Here is a 20,369-nt window from a genome sequence, read left to right as displayed (position 1 = left end):
ACGACCACCACCATGGGAGCACCCGCGCTCACCTGGACCGAGATAGCCGCCATGTTCCAGCAACCGTCGAACGCCTGCAGCGATACCGGCCTGCCTTGCACCTTCCCTCTTGATTGCGCGCCTGAGGCCACCTGCCAATCCACCGGGGGTTGCCTGGGAAGTCTCTGTCACGCCACGAGCCTCACGCCCGCGTGCCCGAACTGCTGCTTCGGCCTGCCGCTTGGTGCCACCTGCCCACTTGTAACCCGCGCGTCGTTGGTAGGAATGGTCAGCTCCGAAGTGCCTAGCCTCTTCCTGGTCCAGCCGGGCGACGCCCAAGCCAGCTGGTTGATGGACAAGCTCGAGGGCAGGCCATGGGTAACAGGCAGTCCCGAGATCTGCACGCTCGTCCCCGTGAACCGATGCAGCGGCACGGTGACAGGATGCACCACCAGCTCAGACTGCACGCCTCCCGCGACCTGCGAAAGCTGGTGTGGCCTGGTGATGCCGCCTTCGAGCACGCTGACGCCGTTCTTCACCGTTGAAGAACTCGACGGTATCCGCTTCTGGATCAACTCGGGCGCGCCCAACAACTAAGGAAAGAGACACCTGCCGTTCTGCGAAGAACGGGGAGGAGGCCAAGCCCCACCCCCGTCCTCCCCAGCTAGTACGGGCAGGGATCCGGGCCGGGCTGTGCGTCGTAGTACAGGCCGGGCATGAAGCACATCTCGTCCTCGGCCAGGAAGCCGAAGTCGATGTTGCAATCACGACATAGGCCCAGGGTTCCAAAGCCGCAATCGGCATCGGTAATGCAGACCTTGTCGTTGAGGAACGCGCACTGGTGGGCTCCGTTTCCAGAATCGGCAAGTGTACGGCAGCGCCTGTTCACGTCGACCAGTACTCCGTTGTCCCACTCGCACTGGAACCACAGCTTCGCGCCCGGCGCGAGGTAGTACCTGGGCGAAGGCTCATACGCATAGGGATGATCCCAATCGGTATTGTAGTAGACGAGGTCACTGCCATCGGCCCAGCTTGACGGCTGACTGGTCCAGATCTTGAAGCCGGTGTTGCGCCTGTGCGAGTGCGACCCCAGCGAGTAGTAGCACTGGCCTACGCCCGTGGAATTGGTGTAGCTCGTGAGGTTACCGGTACCCTTGGTTCCCGGGGGTATCTGAAATCCGAGATCACCCGGGAATATGTCTTCTCCCTCCACCGCGCTAGGAATCGTCGAGCCGTAAAAGTTGACCCACACCTCGGGATAGATGGCCACGTTAAACGGGTTGGTGTAGTGCGGGTTAAACCCGAACACCTTGCCCGGCGCCATCGTGTAGCTCACGTTGGCAGGCAGCTGCAATTCAGTAACCGCGTCCTGGAAGCCGATGCGGAAGCTTAGCGGCACGCCGAACTCAGCTTGCTTCTTGGCGCAGAGCGAATCGCCCGGGTCGAACGAAGTCGCGTAACCGGAAGAGGAGTTATTGGGCTCCCACAATATGATGTGGTGGGTGCCCGAGTTGGCGTGCAGCTCCACGCGCTCGATGTACCAGGTGTCGGTTATCTCGGCGGGCATCTCTATCCACTGGCAGCCTTCAAACTCGGTACCCGGCTCCACCGTGAAACCAGCGGGGGCCGGCATGTGCACCTGGAACCCCTCTCCGAGAGCAGGCGCCGCGGGCGGGTCGAGCGGCGTCCATATATCCTCGGGCTCGCCGCAGCTGGCACCAGCAACCCAGCCATCGCGCGGCGCGCCGGCCTCTACCCAGGTCTGCAGCAGTTCCAGCTTACCGGTGGAATATACGTCTGACCCCGGAGGCATGTTGACGCCCAGGCAACCGGCCAGCTGGCCACCGTCGGTGCACAACTGGTCGAGTTCACTGGCCGTCTTGAGCAGTTTTTCGTAAAGCAGGCTGGCCGATGTGGGCGTACCCAGGTTGGTATCGCCCGCAAGAATACGCGCCATGCCGAGCGGCGAAGCGCCAGTCGCTGTTGCGGCCTCGATGACCAGTTCGTCGTAAAGCGCGTCGAGCCCACCTGCCTGGTCGGGGTCTAGGTTGAGTCCCGCGGCAGCAGTCGGCCCGGTGTGACACACTCCCGACGCGGCGCAGCCGGTCTTGAAGACGATGTCGGCTATATGCTCAAAGGTGCCGGCGGCCTCGCACTCTACACAGCGCAGCTTGAGCTTGTCGGAGTCCTTGATGGGTTTGTTCTTCAGGCCACCGGGCTCGGTGAGGACCTTGACCTTGACCTTCTTTTTGCCTTTCTTCTCCGACAATGAAGCAGTAAGGGGCACCTGCGAGTCGGTGCAGGTAAAACAGTTGCCGCCACCCGCGCCGGGGTCGTCACAGGCGACGCCGCTTGGGTCGAGCAGGGCGTCGACCTCGTCCTGCAAGGTTTGCAGGTCGGCGTCGTATTTTTTGTGGCCGAGCGGTTTGTTCTTTATTTCAACTCCGCCCACGGGCACTCCTGCGGGCGTACACAAGGCGATGTCCTCGTCGTCGGCCAGGCACAGCCCCACATTGAAGGTGCAGCTACCGTCCACCGCACCGTCGGCATCGCAGGACAGGTCGCCGTCAATGCAGCGGAGTTCTTTCGATTTTTTCGGCGCTGCCGGGTAGTTGAGTTCCAGACCGGTCTGGAACTTGGAAACGCAGTCGGTTTTGTAACTGCCGCCGCCGTCTATCAGTCCGTCGCTGCTGGGGTCGTCGTGAGCCCACGCGGCGCCGGTGAGCACAAGCGAGGCAAAAAGAAAGGGCAGCAGTGCGGCGAATACTAAAGTCTTACGATCGTTGACCACTTAAGTCCTCCAGGAGATTGTTCGTGGTCCTCACTGCGGGGGGGGCAGCAGGGACTCGATGCCCATTAAACCGTGGTTTGCCCAGTCATTGCAAGGCCTTTTCTGCGTTCACCGCACTTCGGCGCCGCTTTGCACAAGCGGCGCACAAGCGGCGCACAGGCGGGTGACCTGCAGCCTGCTCGCGCCCACCCCCCCGAACGGGGGCGCAGGGCTAGTAGTAGTCGTCTTCGAAGGAAGCCAGTTCGGCCTGTTCTTTCATCCAGGCGGCAAAAGACTCGGCCGTGTCTATAGTCATGTAGCCCTTCATGCGGTAGTGGCCCAGGCCACAGAGCTGGGCACAGCCCACCTCGAAGGAACCGGTCTCGGTGGCCTCAAACCACAGGGGCACGGTCATGCCCGGTATGGCGTCCTGCTTGACGCGCATCACGGGAAGGAAGAACGAGTGGATGACGTCCTTGGAGCTCAGGTACAACAGTACCTTTTCGCCTACGGGAAAGTGAAACTGGTTGATGGTGGTGATGTCATCGGCAGCAGCCGGATCGCTGCTGTCCAGGCCCAGCGGGTTGCCGCCGTCCACCAACTCGATGGCGGTGCGGCCGAACTTGCCGTCGGGTCCCGGGTAGTGAAAGTTCCAAGCAAACTGTTCGCCAACCGCACGCACGACCAGGCCGACCTCGTCTTCAGCGGGGGGCGTCGCTTTCTGCTCGGCCCATGTAGGAATGGCCAAGCCCACGAGCAGTATCATCTCAACCACGGCAACGCCGATTTCCATGTAGGTGGACAGGTGGCTGGTCACGCCCGCGGGGTTGGCCTTGTGGCCGGGCCTCGCACGGAACTTAACCAGCGCAACAGTCATAAAAACTCCCCAGCCCACGAACAGCGCCAACATGAACCAGTGCAGAAAGTTAATGATGAAATCGATCTGGTGCCCGTGCGTCGATACGTCCGGCGGCAGCCACCACCCATAAATTACGTTTTCCATGTCATTACTCCGCCCTTCTCAGAGCTCTACTCCCTGGTGATTCGCCGTGGCCATTCGCCGCGAGCGCGCGACCCAGTAAACAAACATCGAAGCGAAGGCGGCCAGCACCGAGCCGATCACCCCCAAGAGAAAAAGAATCGCCGAGTTCATGCCCTGGGTCTGCGGCGACTCGGGGTCGCCGAAGCACACCGAGCAGGCCAGCGCCGGCAAGGCCGAGACAAGCAGCAACACAAAGACGCCCGGCAAGGCCCGCAGGACCCCCGCGGTCAAGGCTCGGCGCTGGTTCACAGGTAGCTTATCCCCTGCAGCTTGCGCAGCACGTAGCGACCGTAAGCAACCAGCAGTGCGGCGAAGCCAAAAGACGCCACCGACTGCAACAACACGGCCACCTCGCCGGTATCGCCGTAAACCGTCGCGCGGCCCCAGCCCAACCATGCAAAGAGCAGGATGGAAACCGACACGAAAAAAACGTGGAAGGCCTTCAGGGACACCGAGTCAGTGGCCCCCGCCTTGATGGTCGTGGTCCCCGTGGTCGTGGTCCCCGTGGCCGCTGTCCCCGTGGCCGCCGGTCTCATGGCCGCCGGTCTCATGGCCGCCCGCGGCGTTACCAATCTCTATGCTGCTCCACAAAGAACCGCTCTTCACCTGTCCCACGTGCCACTCGGTGGGTATCGACATGCACATGGCAAAAAAGACCGCGGCCAGGGCGAGCAAGGCGTAGATGATCTTCTTTTCGTCGATCAGGTGCATGAAGAACAAGGCCACCAGGCCGGCCTTGGTGGAAGCCACCAACAGCGCCACGGCGATGGCCACGGGCGTAGACAGGTCGAGATAAGATATCGCCACGGTGATTACCGTGAGCGCGGCCAGGACCGCGAACACCACGACGTAGGTTTTTACGTGGGCCTGTATGTCTTCGGCGTGTGCTGACATCATCGTCTCCTGAAAATTATCGTCTACAGCAGGTACAGTACGGGAAAGAGGAAGATCCAGACCAGGTCAACAAAGTGCCAGTAGAGACCGGCTGCCTCTACACGGCCGGTAAATTGCTCGGGGTCGGTCTTCCACATGCGCGCGCCGGGTCCCAGCAGGTAACCGTTGACCACTATGCCACCGATTATGTGGATAGCGTGCAGGCCGGTGATCGTAAAGTAGATCGCCAGGAACGTACTGGTGGCCGGCGAAAGCCCGTGGTCAAACTTGGCCGTGTACTCAAAGTACTTAACGACCAGGAAGATGAAGGCGCACAGGATGGTGATGCCCATGTAAACCCGGTACTTGGCGAAGTCGTTCAACTTGAGCGACACCCACGACATGACCACCGTCACCGACGACGCGATGAGCACCAGGGTGTTGAAGGTCGCCATGGGGACGTTAAGTATCGTGGAGCCCTGTGGCCATTCGACCGCGGCTACTCGCAGCAGGATGTATGACGAGAACAGGGCGCCGAAGAGCATGACCTCCGATGCCAGGAACAGCCACAAGCCCAACTTGGCGTTGGCTATTCCCGTTTCCGGGTGGACTTCAACGACGTGAGGAATTTCCATCGGTTATCTCCTGCCTCGCTCAGGCCTGGCCGGGGGTGGTGCCCCCGTCGGCTATATTACCGTCGGCGATATTCTGCGGCGTGAAGTCGGCGTCTACACCGGGCTGGCTGTACTCGTAGGGCCCGCGATAGACGGTGGGCGTAACGGGAAAGTTGCCGTGCGGCGGTGGCGTGGGCGTGGCCCACTCAAGCGTGGTGGACTGCCACGGGTTGTCGTCCTCGACCTTCGGTCCCGCGAAAATACTGCGGAAGAAGTTCACGATGAAGAAAAGCTGTGCCAGCCCCAGCAGCCACGCACTCACCGACGATATGATGGTGAGATCCTGCACTGCCGCGCCATGGGCGTAGAAGGTCTGGTCGTACAACCTGCGAGACACCCCGGCCATGCCCTGCCAGAACATGGGCAGGAAGACACCGTTAATAAACACCAGAGACGTCCAGAAGTGCAGCTTGCCCAGGGTCTGGTTCATCTGCCGGCCGGTGATCTTTGGAAACCAATGATACACACCGGCAAACAGGGCAAAGATCGTCCCCGGCGCCACCACGTAGTGAAAGTGGCCGATAACGTAGTAAGTGTCGTGCAGGTGGATGTCAGGCGTCGCCAGTCCCAGCGGCAGTCCGGTGAGCCCGCCTATGCCGAACATGGGCAGAAAGGCCAGCGCGAACAGCATGGGCACCGTAAAGCGTATGGCCCCGCCCCACAGCGAAATAATAAGCGCCGTGAGGATGACCACCGACGGGATCGAAATGATCATGGTCGTGGTCTGGAAGAAGTTGCTCATCGTCGTGCCCATGCCAGTCATGTACATGTGGTGAGCCCACACGATGAAAGACATGAAGCCCAGGAAGATCATCGCGTACACCACCGAGCGGTAGCCCCACAATGGCTTGCGCGTGTTGGTGGCGATGACCTCGGCCACTATGCCCAGGGCCGGCAGGATGAGTACGTAGACCTCGGGGTGAGCCAGGAACCAGAACAGGTGCTGCCACAGCAGTGGGCTGCCGCCGCCGCTTACGGCCAGCGCTTCGCCACCCACCACCAGCCCCGAGGGCAGGAAGAAACTCGAGCCGAACACCCTGTCCATGAACTGCAGTGTGCCCGCGGCCTGCAGGGCCGGAAAGGCCAGCAGGAGCAAGAAGGAGGTAACCAGCTGCGACCACACGAAAATCGGCAGGCGGAACATTGTCATACCGGGCGCCCGAAGGTGCAGTATGGTGACGATGAAGTTAACCGAACCGAGCAACGAGGAGCCGATCAGGCAGACCATGCCGACGATCCACCAGGTCTGGCCCTCGGAGGCGATGCTGGCCAGTGGAGGGTACGAGGTCCAGCCCGATTGGGCCGCACCACCGGGAACGAAAAAGCTGCACAGCATTATTGTGCCACCCAGGAAGTAGACCCAGTAGCTGGCCATGTTCAGCTTGGGAAACGCCATATCGGGTGCGCCAATCTGAAGCGGCATGACGTAGTTGCCAAAAGCACCTACGGCCAGCGGCACCACGCCCAGGAACACCATTATGGTTCCGTGCATGGCGCCCAACTGGTTGTAAAACTCCGGCAGCATGATGCCACCCGGCGCGGTGCTGTCGCTGAAAAGCGAACCGATCAAAGGGATGGGCTGGCCGGGATAGGCCAGTTGCCACCTCATCAGCATCATCAGGCAGAACCCGAAAAACAGGAAGAACAACGCCGTAACGCCGTACTGCATGCCGATGACCTTGTGGTCGGTCGAAAAGACGTACTTTCGTACCCAGCTCAATTCTTCGTGATGTGCATCAGACATGAATCGCGGCTCCGCCGTGGCAAACTGGTAAGTTGTCTGTAAATGGACACCCAAGGGACCCCGCTGGCACAACACGCGCCCGCGAAACATCCCCCTTTTCAGGGTGCCCGGAAAAAGATCCGGTCTGTATCCTTGTTACGGAAAAGCAGGCCGCTTGTCAACAGTGGTGGCAAGCAAGAGTGATGCTTGAGATAAGCAACCGTTAATCCAAAGCGCCCGTCGCCGGCTTTGCTATCAGCTCATCGGCTCCCGCAGTCCGCTCCAACTCCTGTGCTGGTACCACCGCGTCGAGATCGACTTCTATGGCCCCCACGAAGGTCTTGCTTCTCGCGGCGAGCAGGCGGCGAGGCTTGTCACGCGACACCCACAGTATGGTTTCACGATGTTTGCCGTCCTCTTCGGGGTCGGTGAGCTCGTGGGTATGCACCGAGAGCCTCCAGGCCGGCACCGATACGCCAGCGGCCAGCTGCTCTTCCTTTGCGTCTACGTTGATGGTCACCAGGTAGCGGCTGGTGCCCGTAAAGGTGTCCACGTAGAACTCATCGCCCAGCACGTAGTCGAGGTTGAGCACCAGGAACACCGTCGAGAGAATGTCGAAGGTGTTGCCCCCCGCAAAGCGATATTCCCTGGTCTTGTCGCTCTTGCGACGGATGGAGTGCACGTTGCGATCGGCGTCAAAGCGGATATGTGTAAACTTGTCTTTGCGCCTTTCGGTTTCGTCTATGATGAACTCGCGCGGTGAGAAAGGGCGCACCGCCACCACGCCGCGAGCGTCGAGGCGGTACTTCCACAACAGGTCGACCACGCTGTTGGTCGTACCAAGCACGTGGACGTTCAGGCGCTTGCCGCTATCGCCGGCATCAGTGTCACCATCATCGGCCGGCTGGCCGCCCGCCTCGATGGAAAGCGTGCCCACCGGGATACCCGCCCAGCTGAAGTGATAATCCCAGCGCTCATCGGGCCACTCCACGTCGGCGGGCAGCTGGTAAACCGGCGTGCTTACCTGCACCTCGCCGGGCTCGATGGCCTCGGCCACAGCCCAGTGGGGGGCAAGGCAGAGCAGTACCAGGCCGGCCAGGCTTGAGCACAAGCCCCGCCACACCCGCAGTGCCCCACGGACTGCCCGGCTTGCACTTACCCGGTAGTCGCGACAGTTTTCCTGTTGGTAAGTCGGCATGAAAGAGTCCAGAACCAGCTTAGGGATCCCCCCGGGCATGATCGTCCTTGGCATGGTCCTCCTTGCTGCGATCATAGCACTGCCCGCCGTACCGGGCCTCATGGTAGAGAAGGCCGAGGCCCAATCATACGCGCACCGCGTGAGAGATCGATACAACCGCATCAGCCGTGGTGCCAACGCCGCCGAGTGGGCCAAGCGACTTTCCGATGAAGACGTGGCCATCAGGCTGGAAGCCGTCGAATCGCTGGGCCAGGGAGACATGGAAGAAAGCCTCGGCCCCCTGGTCGACGCCTTGGCCGACGCCGACCAGCGCGTACGCGTGAAGGCGGTCAACTACCTTGGTGCGCGGCGCCAGCATGCGGCCGTTCCCGTGCTGATGCAGAAGCTGTTCCTGTCCGAAGTCGACGACGACGAGCGCACCCAGGTGCTCATAGCCCTCGGCCGCATTGCCGACCCCAGGGCGAGCAAACAGCTGCTCAATTGTGCCAAGGCCGCCACCTCCGACACCGTCAGGGCGGCCGCCCTCTACGCGCTGGGCGAATCGGGCACCCCTGAAGTGACCCAAGCGCTGAGCAGGTTTTCGGAGACCAGCAGTGACCAGCAGGTGAAACAACTTGCCGGTGATGCTATTAAGAAGATCGAGGCGCGCGCCGCCGTTGTTCCGAACCGTCAGCCAACGCTGCTGGAGCTTGAGCGACGAATGGGACCGCCGCGGTAAGTTCCGCGAAGGCGGAGCCGCCGTGTGGCGTTTGTGAACCACGCCGGAGTGGTGAAACTGGTAGACGCGCCGGACTCAAAATCCGGTGAGGGAAACCTCGTGTCGGTTCGAGTCCGACCTCCGGCACATTCGCCTCGCGGTACAGGGATAAAGCAGGAGACCAAACAAGATGGCAGACATCACCGAAGTAACAGACGCTAATTTTCAACAGGAAGTACTCGACTCGTCGGTGCCCGTACTCGTGGACTTCTGGGCACCCTGGTGCGCGCCCTGCAGGGCCATAGCCCCGGTGCTCGAAGAGCTGGCCGGCGAATACGACGGCCGCGCCCGGGTGGTCAAGGTAAATGTTGACGACAACCAGCAGGTAGCAGCCAGCTACGGGGTTCGCAGCATTCCCAACCTTATAGTGTTCAAACAGGGACAAGTGGCCGAGCAGATCGTGGGCGCGGCAGCCAAGCCCAAACTGGCCGAGGCGCTCGACCAGGCAATTTCCTAACCAACGGGGATTGCCTTCAGCAACGTGGTCTACTAGCCTGATCACGTGCTCGACTTTATGCGTAGAAATGCGCGGTCCTGGTTCATCAAGATCGCGCTCGGAATTATCTGTCTCGTCTTCGTCTTTTTCATGGGCGGGGGCGGACAGATTGGTGGTGGTCCAGCTGCGGTGGCGGTGGTCGACTCCACCGAAATATCGATAGCCGACTTTCAGAGGGCCCAGCTCAACAACCAGGCCTACTACCGGGACCTGTACGGCGACTCGCTCAGTCCCGAGATGCTCGACGCGCTCGACATCCCCTCGGCCTCGCTGAGCCGCCTGGTCGACACCACCTTGATGTCACAGGAAGCACACCGCCTGAACCTGCTCATACCCGACGAGACGGTGCGGCGCGAGATTCGCGGCATAGACGTGTTCCAGCGCAACGGTGATTTTTCGCCCGCCCAGTACCGCAGCGTACTCCAGAGGCAGGGGCTGTCGCCCTCGGCCTTCGAGGCCTCGATGCGAGAAGAGATGCTGGTCAACCAGCTGCGCGACGTCGTGGCCCAGGGCGTGATGGTCACAGAAGAGGACGCGTGGGAAGAATTCCAGCGGGGTGCCTCCGAGATCAGTCTTTCTTTCGTTCAGCTCAAGTCGTCGGACTTTGAAGACGCGGTGGAAGTAAGCGAAGAGGACATCGAGCTGTTCTTCGAAGAACAAGGAGAGCAGTGGCGGCGCGCGGAGAGCGCGGGGGTCAACTACCTGGCCTACTCGCCCGAATCCTTCCAGGGCAGCGCGGGCGTGAGCGAAGAAGAAATCGAGGAGTACTACCTGCTCAACGTAGACACCGAGTTCACCACCGAGGAACAGGTCGGCGCGCGTCACATCCTCAAGCGCGTGGCCGCGGACGCTTCGGACGACGACAAGGCCGCCACCAGGACGGCCATGGAAGCGATAGCCACTAAGCTCGCAGACGGCGCCGATTTCGAAGAACTGGCTAAAACAGAATCTGACGATTCGTCCGCCAGCGGCGGTGGCGATCTGGGCATGTTCGGCCGTCGAAAGATGGTCAAACCCTTCGAAGACGCGGCCTTCGCACTTGCCGAAGGCGAGGTCAGCGGCATCACCGAGACCCGCTTCGGCCTCCACCTGATCAAGATTTACAAAAGGGAGGCGCCGCAGGAGCGCAAGCTCGAAGACACGCGCGACGAGATCCGCGACAAGCTCGCAGCGAAAAAATCTACGGACATCGCCTTCGACAAAGCAGCCGAGGCCAGCGTGGCGATGGTTGACGGCGCCTCGATGGAAGAGATGGCCCAGGCTGACGGGCTGACGATCAAGAGCACCCCCCTGCTCGATCGCGATCAACAGATTGTGCCGGGTGTGGGACGCGCGCCTTCGTTCATAGAGGCCGCACTTGCCCTTGGATCAAAAACCGAGGTCAGCGACCCTGTCAAGGCCGACAACACCTGGTACGTTCTCCAGCTGGCCGACCAGCAGGCGAGCTACGTTCCCGAGCTGGCCGACGTGCGCGAAGAAGTAGAGGCGGAGTTCCGCAAGCGCGGGGCGGCAGGCCTGGCGCGCGCGGGCGCCGACGAGTTGCTCGCCAGCGCCCGGGAGTCGAACCTTGCCGACGCAGCGAAAGAAGCCGGCCTCGAAGTCGGCGAGGCCGGGCCTGTGCGACGCGATAATAATTTTATCAAGGGCATCGGTGCGCTGCCGGCCGTGGCCGAGGCGACCTTCCGCACTACCGCAGACGGAGAGCTTCTGGCGCGCAGCTTTGTTCACCGGGGCAACGCCTACGTGATCGCGCGCGGCGAGCTGAGCGAAGCTTCGCGAGAAGACTTTGACGAGGTCAAGGAGGAGCGCCTGGCCGAACTCGAGCGGGGTCGCAGCCTCGAGGCCTACACGGCCTTCGTTAACTACTTGAAGGAAAGGGCGAGCATCACCTACAACCCGGACCTCGTAGCCAGCGTCCGTCCCTGACCGCTAGCCCGGCCTGGGCGTCAGCCTGACAGCAGCCGCCACGCGTCTGCCACGCCCTTGCACCTGAGCAGCTCGAGGCCGTCGAGGTCGTCGAGGCGATCGTTGTTGGCCGCCGGCACCACGGCGCGCTTGAAACCCAGCCGCGCCGCCTCTTTCACCCGCGCGTGCAGGCGTGAGACCGCCCTCACCTCGCCCGTCAGCCCCACCTCGCCCAGCACCACGGTAGCGGCGGGCAGGGTCACGTCGAGCAGGCTCGAGGCCAGCGACGCCATGACCGAAAGATCGACTCCCGGGTCATCGAGGCGCACGCCGCCCGCAGTGTTCACAAAAATATCGTGGCTGGCCATCGACAGGCCGAGGCGTTTTTCCATCACGGCTGCCAGCATGGCCACGCGGTTGTGATCGACCCCGAGCGTGGTCCGACGCACGCTACCCGCTGTGCCCGGCGACACCAGCGCCTGTATCTCCACGAGCACCGGGCGACTGCCTTCCATGCACGAGCTGACCGAGGAGCCGCTCACGCCTTCCCTGGCGCCACCCGACAACAACAGCGAGGGGTTGGGCACCTCGCGAAGACCGTCGGCCGCCATCTCGAAGACACCGATCTCGTTGGCCGCACCAAAACGATTCTTCACCGCGCGCAGTATGCGAAACGCGTGGTTACTGTCGCCTTCAAAGTACAGCACCGTGTCGACCATGTGCTCGAGAACGCGCGGGCCGGCTATGGTGCCCTCCCTGGTCACGTGGCCGATGAAGATCACCGCGCATTCCAACTCGCGCGCCGCCGCCACAAGCTGCGCGCAGGTCTCGCGCAACTGCGACACCGAGCCGGGGGCCGACTCGACCTCGCTCGAGTACAGGGTCTGGATCGAATCTATTACCGCCACCGCCGGTCGCTTCTTGCGCATTACCTCGATTACCGCGGCCGCGTCGGTCTCAGGCAGCACGAGCAGTTTGTCCGACCCGGCACGCGCAAGCCTGTCGGCGCGCAGGCGCACCTGCGCGGGAGCTTCCTCGCCGGCCACGTACAACACGCAAGCTCCCTTGGCCGAAAGCGCCGAGGCCAGCTGCAGGGCCAGCGTCGATTTTCCAATGCCGGGGTCACCGCCCAACAGCACCGCGCTGGCGGGCACCAGCCCACCACCCAGCACGCGGTCGATCTCGCCGCTGCCCGAAACCAGTCGCCCCTCGATGCCCGGCCCTGCGACCTCGCCCAGGAGCACGGTGGACTCGGCGGCGGCCGCGGCCGATTTTACGGAGGCCTTGCCGCGGCTGGTCGCCGGCTGCAGCTCTTCGACCATGGAGTTCCACTCGCTGCAGCCCGGGCAACGGCCCAGCCAGCGAGAAGCCGAGTGCCCGCACCCCTGGCAGGTGTAGACGCTGCGTTTTCGACTGCTTCTGCCTGCCATGATCTTTGCCCTCATCGGAGGCGACCCCGGTTGCCCGTGGCCAGCGCTTCTCAACGAGTCGCCCCTGTAAACCACCGGCAACACGGGATTGCCAAGGCAGACAGTTGTAAACCGACTGTTGCACACAAGGTTGACAACAAGGCGGCCAGTGAACAGGATTGCGCAGCCCGGGCAGCGGTATCCTCAAGTGAGCGAACATACAGAAGAAACACACCCCGCGGCCCAAGACCGCGACCAAGCGGCGCCGCGCGCCGGGCTCGACCACGCGCTAGCCGGCGAGCTGGCCGAGCTGCGCGACCGCGACCTCCTGCGCGGGCTGCGAGAGGTGGAGTCGGCCCAACTGCCGCGGGTAACGCTGGACGGCCGTGAGCTGCTGCTGTTCTGCTCGAACAACTACCTCGGCCTGGCCTGCCACCCCGAAGTGGTAGAGGCGGCGCGCCTGGCCACTGCGCGCTGGGGAGCGAGCTCGGTCTCATCGCGCCTGGTGTCGGGCCACATGACCGTGCACGCCGAGCTCGAGGACAAGATCGCTCGCTGGAAGAACCAGGAGGCGGCGCTGGTGTTCTCTACCGGCTACCAGGCCAACATCGGCGTGATCAGTTCGCTCACCGGGCCCGGCGATCTCATCGTGAGCGACCAACTCAACCACGCCAGCATCATTGACGGCGCGCGCTTGTCCAAGGCGGCAACCGTCGTCTACCGCCACAACGACATCGAGGACCTCGAGCGCGTGCTGTGCGAGAATCGCGGCGCCGGCCGGGTACTGGTCGTCACCGAGTCGGTGTTCTCGATGGACGGCGACCTCGCGCCACTCGCCGACATAAGCAAGGCTTGCAGGCGTCACGGCGCCTGGTTGATGGTCGATGAAGCGCACGGCGCGGGCGTGTTCGGCAAGCGCGGAGCCGGGCTGGTGCAGGAGCTGGGACTGGAAAGCCAGGTACAGGTGCACATGGGCACCCTGGGCAAGGCGCTCGGTAGTTTTGGCGCCTACGTCACGGGCAGCCGCACGCTGGTTGACCTGCTGGTAAACAAGGCCCGCTCGATTATTTTTACGACGGCGCTGCCGCCCTCGGCCGCAGCGGCCGCACTGGCGGCGATCCAGGTCGTCGAAAGAGAACCGCAGCGAGCGGCCGGACTGCTGGCGCGGGCCACGTCCCTGGCGCTGGCGCTCAGGGAGGCCGGCCTCGAGGTGCCCAACGCGGACTCACAGATCATACCCGTGCTGCTGGGCGACGCGGCGCGTGCCGTTGCCACCGCCGACAAGTTGAGGGCCAAGGGCTTCTACGTGGCCGCCATACGCCCGCCGACCGTAGCCCGGGGCACGTCGCGGCTCAGGGTGAGCCTGATGGCGACGCACACGAGCCAGGAAATAAACGCACTGCGCGACGCGATCATCGATTGCGCGCTCGATGATTCTGCCGACACAAACACCGCCGCAAACAACGGAGCCCGAGCATGACAGAAACCGCCATCGCCACCGTTGGCCCGCGTGACCTCGCGGCAGACGACCACCGTTACCTGTGGCACCCCTTCACCCAGGCAGAGGAGTGGAACTCACACGACCCGCTGATCGTCGAGCGCGCCGAAGGTTTTCACCTCGTGGACACCGACGGCCGCCGCTACCTCGACGGCGTGTCATCGATCTGGTGCAACGTGCACGGCCACGGCCACCCGCGCATAACGGCGGCGATGAAAGAGCAGCTCGACCGCGTGTCGCACTCCACCATGCTCGGCCTGTCTCACGTGCCGGCCATAGAGCTGGCGCGGCGCCTGGTCGAGATAACCCCTGGGGCGCTCACGCGCGTGTTCTATTCCGACTCGGGCTCCACGGCCGTGGAGGTCGCCCTGCGCACCGCCTTCCAGTACTGGCGACAGCGCGGACAGCAACAGCGAAACCGTTTTGTCACCCTGGCCGAAGCCTACCACGGCGACACCATGGGCTCGGTGAGCCTCGGATTCTCCGAGCCGTTTCACCGTGGCTACGAGGCCATCACCTTCGAAGTCTTCAAGTTCAACCCGCCGTGGATGTGCGAGCCCATCAACGAAGGATCCGGCGAGCAAGCAGTGGTGGCCGGAATTGAAACCCCGGCGCTCGAGGCAGCCGGCGCAGCGAGCCTCGGTCAACTCGAAAAACTACTGGCCGAAAAAGGCGAGTCGATCGCCGCCGTCGTCATCGAACCGTTGGTGCAGGGCGCAGCAGGTATATGGCCGCAGCCACCGTCGTTTGTGCGTGGCGTGCGAGAGCTCTGCGATCGCTACGGCACCCTGATGGTCTGCGACGAGGTGGCCACCGGCTTTGGTCGCACGGGCAGCATGTTCGCGGTCGAGCAGGCCGGCGTATGCCCCGACATCATGTGCCTGGCCAAGGGTCTCACCGCCGGCTACCTGCCGCTGGCCGTAACCCTTGCCACCGAGCAGATTTTTGATGCCTTCCGCGGCCGCTACTCGGATTACAAGGCGCTGTTCCACGGCCACACCTACGGCGGCAACCCGCTGGGCTGCGCCACCGCGCTGGCCAACCTCGACGTGTTCGACGAGGAAAACACGGTCGAGACCGGGGCCGCGCGCGGCCACTTGATGGGGGAGCTGCTGGCCGAGCACGTTGCGCCGCTGGCCCACACGGCAGCCCTGCGCAGGGTGGGTACGATGGCCGCCTTCGAAATACTGAAGGACCCCGACAGCGGCGTTCGCTTTGCCACCGACGAGCGTCGCGCCTACCGCGCAGTGCTCGAGGCGCGCAAGCGCGGCGTCATCATAAGGCCGCTGGGCGACACGATGGTACTCATGCCGCCGCCGGCCCTGCCCGAGACGCTCATGCGTGAACTCGTGACCGCCACTGCCGAATCGGTGGCCGCGGCGACGGCTGGCTGACGCGCGACCATGGGCTGCCTTTTTGTGACCGGCACCGACACGGGCGTGGGAAAAACGATTTTCTCGCTAGCCCTGCTGGCCGCCCTGCGCGCGCGCGGCGTCGACGCCGTGGCCTTCAAACCCATCGAAACAGGTTGCTCGTCCCTACCCGGATCCAGCAACGAGCTGGTCGGTGACGACTGCAGGGCACTGGCCCGCGTCACCGGGCAGTCGCCCGACCAGGTGGCGGGTCGTTTGTACAGCCTGCCCGCAGCCCCGATGGTGGCCGCCGCCGAGCGAGGCGAAACAGTAGACGTCGACTCGCTGGCCGCCGATGTGCGCGCCCTCGCCGACGAGCACGAGCTGGTGCTGGTCGAAGGGGCCGGTGGACTGCTGGTGCCCCTGGCGCCCTCGTTGACCTGGATTGATTTCCTCGCCCGCGCGCCCATGCCCGTGGTCTGCGTGGTGGCGTCGCGGCTGGGCTGCATCAACCACGCGCTGCTCACCATGTCGGCGCTGGGATCCTCGGGTGCGGAGCTTGCCGGTTACGTCATGAACCAGCTGGCCGATGATGACTCGCCGGGTGGCAACGGCCAGGCGATAGCCGACTTCGGTCACCTGACGGGCCATACCCCCTGCCTGGGTACGCTGACGGCCCTCACGCCCGAAGAGATATTGAACAGCGGCCACCTGGCGCGCCTGGGCGAGGCCGGGCTTAATATCGACGCCCTGCTGGCCGCCGCTCACACCCCCGTTCAGGGGGGCTGAATCTGCGCGCAGGTCTGGAGTCCTTGACAAGCCCCAGCAGGAGGCTTTACCTTCGAAGAAACAAGTTTATCGTCAGCGGGGGGGGGCGAGGAGGTTGCCCATGGAGAGCTACAGCAGAAATCTACCCATCTATCACCGCACGACAACAGCGACCGCAGCGTTCATCGTAGCAGCCCTGCTGTTACTGCCGCTGTCGGCTTCCCATGCAGCCACGAAGAGCAGGGTCGGACTCCTGGGCAGCGTGAGCACCTTGAACCTGGTGACGCACGCGCAGAGCGGCGATAACCACGCCGGCGCCGTGGGCAGCTCCACGGGCAAGATTCCCAGGGTAGGAAAAGCAAAGGTCTCCACCAGTGCGTCCTGGGATTGGAGCGCTTACTCGACCTCGCACCCCTGCGCACTGTTTAACACCGACTCCCACGTTTTCAGCACCGGCTTGACCGGCCCCTTCACCACCGACGCTACCGTGACCATCGAGCGCCTGAGAAAAGGCCTGGCCGACCCGGGCAACAAGATAGACGCCGTTATCAAGGGCGGATCGGTCTGCGAAGTCGAGGTCAACGTGGCCCAGTCCTGCACCACCAACGAGGGAGTGCTCAACTTTGAAATCACCGGTGGCACGGGCAAGTTCGCCACCGCCAGCGGCACGGGGATGCTCCACACGCTGATCAACACCTGCGGTTCCGCGCCGGTGCTGACGCTCAGCGAAATCGTGTTGCAGCTTAATCGCTGACAACTCAGTCGCTGACAACTCAGAGAGAAAGGCTGGCGAGTACCGCGCGTCTTATCTCATCGAAGGCAACGCCCCGCTGCAGGGCAATGCGCGCGAGGTCGTCGAACTCGGGTTCGGCCGTTTCGCTGCCGTCGGGGCGCACAATGAACTTGACCGCCACCGGGCCAAACTCGGTGTCGATCAATTCCACTCGCCGCGGCAGTACCACCCGGCCCATGGCCCGAAAACGAAGCCCCGCGGTGGAGCTGTGGGTGAGTAACAGGTGGGCCAGCTCGTGCACCGTGCCTACGTCGGCCAGCACTTCGAGCCGGTTTCCCAGGCGCCCTTTCTTCATGCCCACCGGCACCACGCTGACATCTCGCGCGCCGGCCCCTCGCAGCCGCTCGGCCGCAAAGGCAATAGCCTCGGCCGTCATGTCGTCAACATCGGCCACGAGGGCAATGACCTGCTCGTCGTCGTGAGCTTCACAGTGGCCAAGTAAAATACGCAGGATGTTGGGCCGGTCGTCCATCTGCCGGCTGCCCGCGCCACTGCCGCAAGCTTCGAGTGTGAACACCGGGCGCGCGGGCACCGCCAACGCGCTGAGTATGGCAGCGCCGGTTGGCGTCACGGTTTCACCCTGGCCGTCGCCCGCCACGAGCTCGAAACCGGCGAGCAGCTCGACCACCGCCGGCACCGGCACCGGCAGCGTGCCGTGATCGCAAACGACGGTACCACTGCCAGCGGGAAGCGGGCCGCAGAAGCACCGCTCTATCCCCAGCCGGTCGAGGCACCAGGCCACGCCCGCTATATCGACAATAGAGTCCACTGCACCGACCTCGTGAAAATGAACTTCATCGGGCGTGCAGCCGTGCACCCGGGCTTCGGCCACCGCCAGTTTCTCGAATATCCTGAGCGCGATGTCGGCCGCGGCGGCCGGGAAGCCCCGCGCCGGAGCCTCTTCGAGCAAGCTGCGTATGCTCGACCAGTCGCGCCGAGCTGTAACCCCCTCGTCTACGACCACCTTGAGCCGCCGCGCGCGCAGGCCGTCGACACTGGTCTCGCTGCTCTCCAGCCTCCAGCCGCCCACCCCCAGGCAGGCGAGGCCGTCCTCAAGCCGCTGGGAGTCGAACCCTCCGCTTGCGCCAAGGTCGAGCAGCGCGGCCAGGGTCATGTCGCCACTTATGCCCGATGGAGCATCAAACCACGCTATTTTCATTGCCTGTCTGTCATCGTCTTTCTGCCACAAAACAGCTGGCAGCCCCCGCGCCGCGACTCCCGGCCGCCTTTACTAGACCCAATCGTGGTGCTAGGATTCCATGTTTAGTCTGCCCGTAAGGGGCAGCAGAGGGAACCCACGAATGGGAGAGCTCAACAAGGAACAGCTCATAATGTTCGAGCGGCAGCTTGAGCACCAGAAGCAGCAGCTTCAGAATGAAGTGGACCGCACCGTCCACGAGATGACCGACAAGGATGAGAGCTACGCTGACCCCGGTGACCGCGCGGCCTGGGAGAGCGAGTCGGGACGCGACCTGCGCATTCGCGACCGCGAGCGCAAGCTCCTCGGCAAAATAGACGAGGCGCTCACGCGCATAAGCGACGGCACTTTCGGCGAATGCGAGGAATGCGGCGAGATGATCCCGGTGGGGCGCCTGCGAGCCCGGGCTGTTACAACGCTCTGCATAGGCTGCAAGGAAAGCCAGGAACAAAAAGAAAACAAGCCGAACCACCCCGCTTGAGGGTGGTGTCAATGGGGAACCGCGGCCAAGATGCCAGGAATCGGCGGGCCGAACGGTTACGGAATAAGGGGCAGTAGCTCAGCTGGGAGAGCACCACGTTCGCAACGTGGGGGTCGAGGGTTCAAATCCCTTCTGCTCCACCATTTCCATTTTTTCGAACTTCCCTCGCCCACGGGCCCGAGTGAAAGTTGAGCGCGATGCATCATGACACGACCAAGCTGACCGTCTACGGCTCGGCGATCTCCTACTACACGGGCAAGTTAGAGGGATACCTCCGCTACAAAGAGATCCCCTATCACTTTGTACCGTTCTCGCCGAAGGTTTCTCGCCGCCTCCAGCAGGAGACCGGCACGTCCCAGATGCCCGCGGTCGAACTTCCCGACGGCCGGTTCATGACCGACACCACTCCCATGATCGACTGGTTCGAGACGCATCATCCGGAATCGGCAGTGATCCCCCGCGACCCGCTCCAGGCCTTCGTCAGCCGCCTTGTCGAGGACTATGCGGAAGAATGGCTTTGGAGACCTGCTATGCATTTCCGCTGGAGCTACCGGCAGGACGCACTCCTCCTCAGTCGGAAAATTGCAGACGAAATCCTACCCGGGATTCCGCTACCCGGCGCAGTGAAACGCTTCGCGATGCGACAGAGGCAAGGGGGCTTCTATGTCCGCCGCGACGGGGTGACGCGCGAGACCTGGGACCATGTCGAATCCATCTACTTGGACACCCTGGATCGCCTTTCGGACATCTTCGCCACGCGCCCCTTCTTGTTAGGCGAGGTTCCTACCCTGGCCGACTTCGGATTCTTCGCGTCGATGTTCCGACACTTCTCACAAGACCCGACCGCGGCCGAGATCATGCGGACGCACGCTCCCGCGGTCTTCGAATGGCAGGCTCGCCTCTGGAACGCGCGGGCGAGCCAGGCGAGCGGCGAACTCGTCCCGGGTGTCCCCGAAGACTGGGAACCGTTTCTCGATGATATCGGGCTGGCGTATCTCCCCTATCTCTGCGCCAACGCGGAGGGCTTCGCCGCGGGTCGACGCCGACACGACGCCACGATCCAAGGGGTCCGATATCGCAACCTACCGATCTCGCAGTACCGGGTATGGTGTCTCGAACGCCTACGGACCCACTTCGAGGCGCTTCCTGAAGAAACGCGCGCGCAGGCTCGGACGCTGCTCGAGCGACACGCCTGCTGGGAGCCGCTCTGGCAGATAGAGAACCTCGAATCGCGGCACGACCCGGACGGCCTGGTTCCCTTCCGAGGCCGCAAGGTGCACTACGACCCGCTACGAAAGAAGGGCAATTGATGGATGGCGAGACTGCGAGCCAGAGATGATACCCACGGCCCTGGAGAGTCCGCCCAGGACTCCCCCTCCACCATTCGTATTCTCCCTACAGGAACCCGATAGAATTGTAGGCGGTGTAGCTGTCGCCGTCGGGGTCGGTGGCG

Annotated in this window: 19 protein-coding genes, 2 tRNA genes and 1 pseudogene; 12 read left to right on the top strand and 10 right to left on the bottom strand. The window is 63.2% G+C overall.

Annotation, left to right across the window (positions count from 1 at the left end; all coding sequences use genetic code 11):
- Nucleotides 1-12 precede the first annotated feature (12 nt).
- The gene (locus EYQ35_05430; GenBank protein HIF63578.1) at nt 13-576 is read left to right on the top strand and encodes a hypothetical protein; all 564 of its coding nucleotides are present in this window, start codon (nt 13-15) and stop codon (nt 574-576) included.
- Nucleotides 577-643: 67 nt separating this feature from the next.
- Here the strand turns inward: EYQ35_05430 and EYQ35_05425 are convergent, their stop codons facing one another.
- The 8 genes and pseudogenes from EYQ35_05425 to EYQ35_05390 form a co-directional block, all read right to left on the bottom strand.
- A complete protein-coding gene (locus tag EYQ35_05425) occupies nt 644-2,770 on the bottom strand; it encodes a hypothetical protein (protein HIF63577.1) in 2,127 nt (708 codons plus the stop codon).
- 211 nt (nt 2,771-2,981) lie between these two features.
- Nucleotides 2,982-3,752, bottom strand: a complete 771-nt coding sequence (locus tag EYQ35_05420) for a cytochrome c oxidase subunit II (GenBank protein HIF63576.1) — start codon at nt 3,750-3,752, stop codon at nt 2,982-2,984.
- A gap of 18 nt (nt 3,753-3,770) precedes the next feature.
- A complete protein-coding gene (locus tag EYQ35_05415; protein HIF63575.1) occupies nt 3,771-4,040 on the bottom strand; it encodes a hypothetical protein in 270 nt (89 codons plus the stop codon).
- On the bottom strand, nt 4,037-4,243 hold the full coding sequence (locus EYQ35_05410; GenBank protein ID HIF63574.1) for a hypothetical protein: 207 nt from the start codon (nt 4,241-4,243) through the stop codon (nt 4,037-4,039). The genes EYQ35_05415 and EYQ35_05410 overlap by 4 nt, the downstream gene beginning before the upstream one ends.
- A gap of 250 nt (nt 4,244-4,493) precedes the next feature.
- Nucleotides 4,494-4,688 (bottom strand): annotated as a pseudogene (locus EYQ35_05405) (cytochrome c oxidase subunit IV).
- 20 nt (nt 4,689-4,708) lie between these two features.
- On the bottom strand, nt 4,709-5,299 hold the full coding sequence (locus EYQ35_05400; protein HIF63573.1) for a heme-copper oxidase subunit III: 591 nt from the start codon (nt 5,297-5,299) through the stop codon (nt 4,709-4,711).
- A 19-nt stretch (nt 5,300-5,318) separates the two neighbouring features.
- Nucleotides 5,319-7,082, bottom strand: a complete 1,764-nt coding sequence (locus EYQ35_05395) for a cytochrome C oxidase subunit I (protein ID HIF63572.1) — start codon at nt 7,080-7,082, stop codon at nt 5,319-5,321.
- A 202-nt stretch (nt 7,083-7,284) separates the two neighbouring features.
- Nucleotides 7,285-8,520, bottom strand: a complete 1,236-nt coding sequence (locus tag EYQ35_05390) for a DUF3108 domain-containing protein (GenBank protein HIF63571.1) — start codon at nt 8,518-8,520, stop codon at nt 7,285-7,287.
- On the opposite strand from EYQ35_05390, the gene EYQ35_05385 reads away from it, so the two are divergent.
- From EYQ35_05385 to EYQ35_05370, 4 genes are all read left to right on the top strand, one after another.
- Nucleotides 8,258-8,977: a HEAT repeat domain-containing protein gene (locus tag EYQ35_05385; GenBank protein ID HIF63570.1), complete on the top strand. Its 720-nt coding sequence runs from the start codon at nt 8,258-8,260 to the stop codon at nt 8,975-8,977. The two genes, EYQ35_05390 and EYQ35_05385, sit on opposite strands and share 263 nt — an antisense overlap.
- A 42-nt stretch (nt 8,978-9,019) precedes the next feature.
- A tRNA-Leu gene (locus EYQ35_05380) sits at nt 9,020-9,103 on the top strand.
- Nucleotides 9,104-9,146: 43 nt separating this feature from the next.
- Nucleotides 9,147-9,473 carry a thioredoxin gene (gene trxA / locus EYQ35_05375; GenBank protein HIF63569.1) on the top strand — a complete coding sequence of 109 codons (327 nt, stop codon included), beginning with the start codon at nt 9,147-9,149 and terminating at the stop codon, nt 9,471-9,473.
- A 57-nt stretch (nt 9,474-9,530) separates the two neighbouring features.
- Entirely contained in the window at nt 9,531-11,438 is a 1,908-nt protein-coding gene (locus EYQ35_05370) for a hypothetical protein (protein HIF63568.1), read from the top strand.
- Nucleotides 11,439-11,458: 20 nt separating this feature from the next.
- Here the strand turns inward: EYQ35_05370 and radA are convergent, their stop codons facing one another.
- Nucleotides 11,459-12,847 (bottom strand): DNA repair protein RadA, encoded by a 1,389-nt coding sequence (radA, locus tag EYQ35_05365; protein HIF63567.1) that lies wholly within the window; start codon nt 12,845-12,847, stop codon nt 11,459-11,461.
- Between the two features lie 280 nt (nt 12,848-13,127).
- On the opposite strand from radA, the gene bioF reads away from it, so the two are divergent.
- The 4 genes from bioF (at nt 13,128) to EYQ35_05345 (ending at nt 17,198) form a co-directional block, all read left to right on the top strand.
- A complete protein-coding gene (gene bioF / locus EYQ35_05360) occupies nt 13,128-14,306 on the top strand; it encodes an 8-amino-7-oxononanoate synthase (GenBank protein HIF63566.1) in 1,179 nt (392 codons plus the stop codon).
- Nucleotides 14,303-15,718, top strand: a complete 1,416-nt coding sequence (gene bioA, locus EYQ35_05355; protein ID HIF63565.1) for an adenosylmethionine--8-amino-7-oxononanoate transaminase — start codon at nt 14,303-14,305, stop codon at nt 15,716-15,718. The genes bioF and bioA overlap by 4 nt, the downstream gene beginning before the upstream one ends.
- Before the next feature lie 9 nt (nt 15,719-15,727).
- Nucleotides 15,728-16,465, top strand: a complete 738-nt coding sequence (gene bioD / locus EYQ35_05350) for a dethiobiotin synthase (protein ID HIF63564.1) — start codon at nt 15,728-15,730, stop codon at nt 16,463-16,465.
- A 100-nt stretch (nt 16,466-16,565) separates the two neighbouring features.
- Complete coding sequence (locus EYQ35_05345; protein HIF63563.1) at nt 16,566-17,198, top strand: hypothetical protein; 633 nt, start codon at nt 16,566-16,568, stop codon at nt 17,196-17,198.
- Between the two features lie 19 nt (nt 17,199-17,217).
- Here EYQ35_05345 and larC read toward each other — a convergent pair whose 3' ends face one another.
- A complete protein-coding gene (gene larC, locus EYQ35_05340; GenBank protein HIF63562.1) occupies nt 17,218-18,396 on the bottom strand; it encodes a nickel pincer cofactor biosynthesis protein LarC in 1,179 nt (392 codons plus the stop codon).
- A 142-nt stretch (nt 18,397-18,538) separates the two neighbouring features.
- On the opposite strand from larC, the gene dksA reads away from it, so the two are divergent.
- From dksA to EYQ35_05325, 3 genes are all read left to right on the top strand, one after another.
- The gene (dksA, locus tag EYQ35_05335; GenBank protein HIF63561.1) at nt 18,539-18,916 is read left to right on the top strand and encodes an RNA polymerase-binding protein DksA; all 378 of its coding nucleotides are present in this window, start codon (nt 18,539-18,541) and stop codon (nt 18,914-18,916) included.
- Nucleotides 18,917-18,983: 67 nt separating this feature from the next.
- Nucleotides 18,984-19,059: transfer RNA gene (locus EYQ35_05330), tRNA-Ala, on the top strand.
- A 54-nt stretch (nt 19,060-19,113) separates the two neighbouring features.
- Nucleotides 19,114-20,226 (top strand): glutathione S-transferase family protein, encoded by a 1,113-nt coding sequence (locus tag EYQ35_05325; GenBank protein ID HIF63560.1) that lies wholly within the window; start codon nt 19,114-19,116, stop codon nt 20,224-20,226.
- Nucleotides 20,227-20,369 lie beyond the last annotated feature (143 nt).

Source organism: Candidatus Binatota bacterium, assembly GCA_012960245.1.
Taxonomy (GTDB): domain Bacteria; phylum Desulfobacterota; class Binatia; order UBA1149; family UBA1149; genus UBA1149.
Note: the sequence above shows the minus strand (reverse complement) of the source record. Positions and strands in the feature narration are given on the sequence as shown.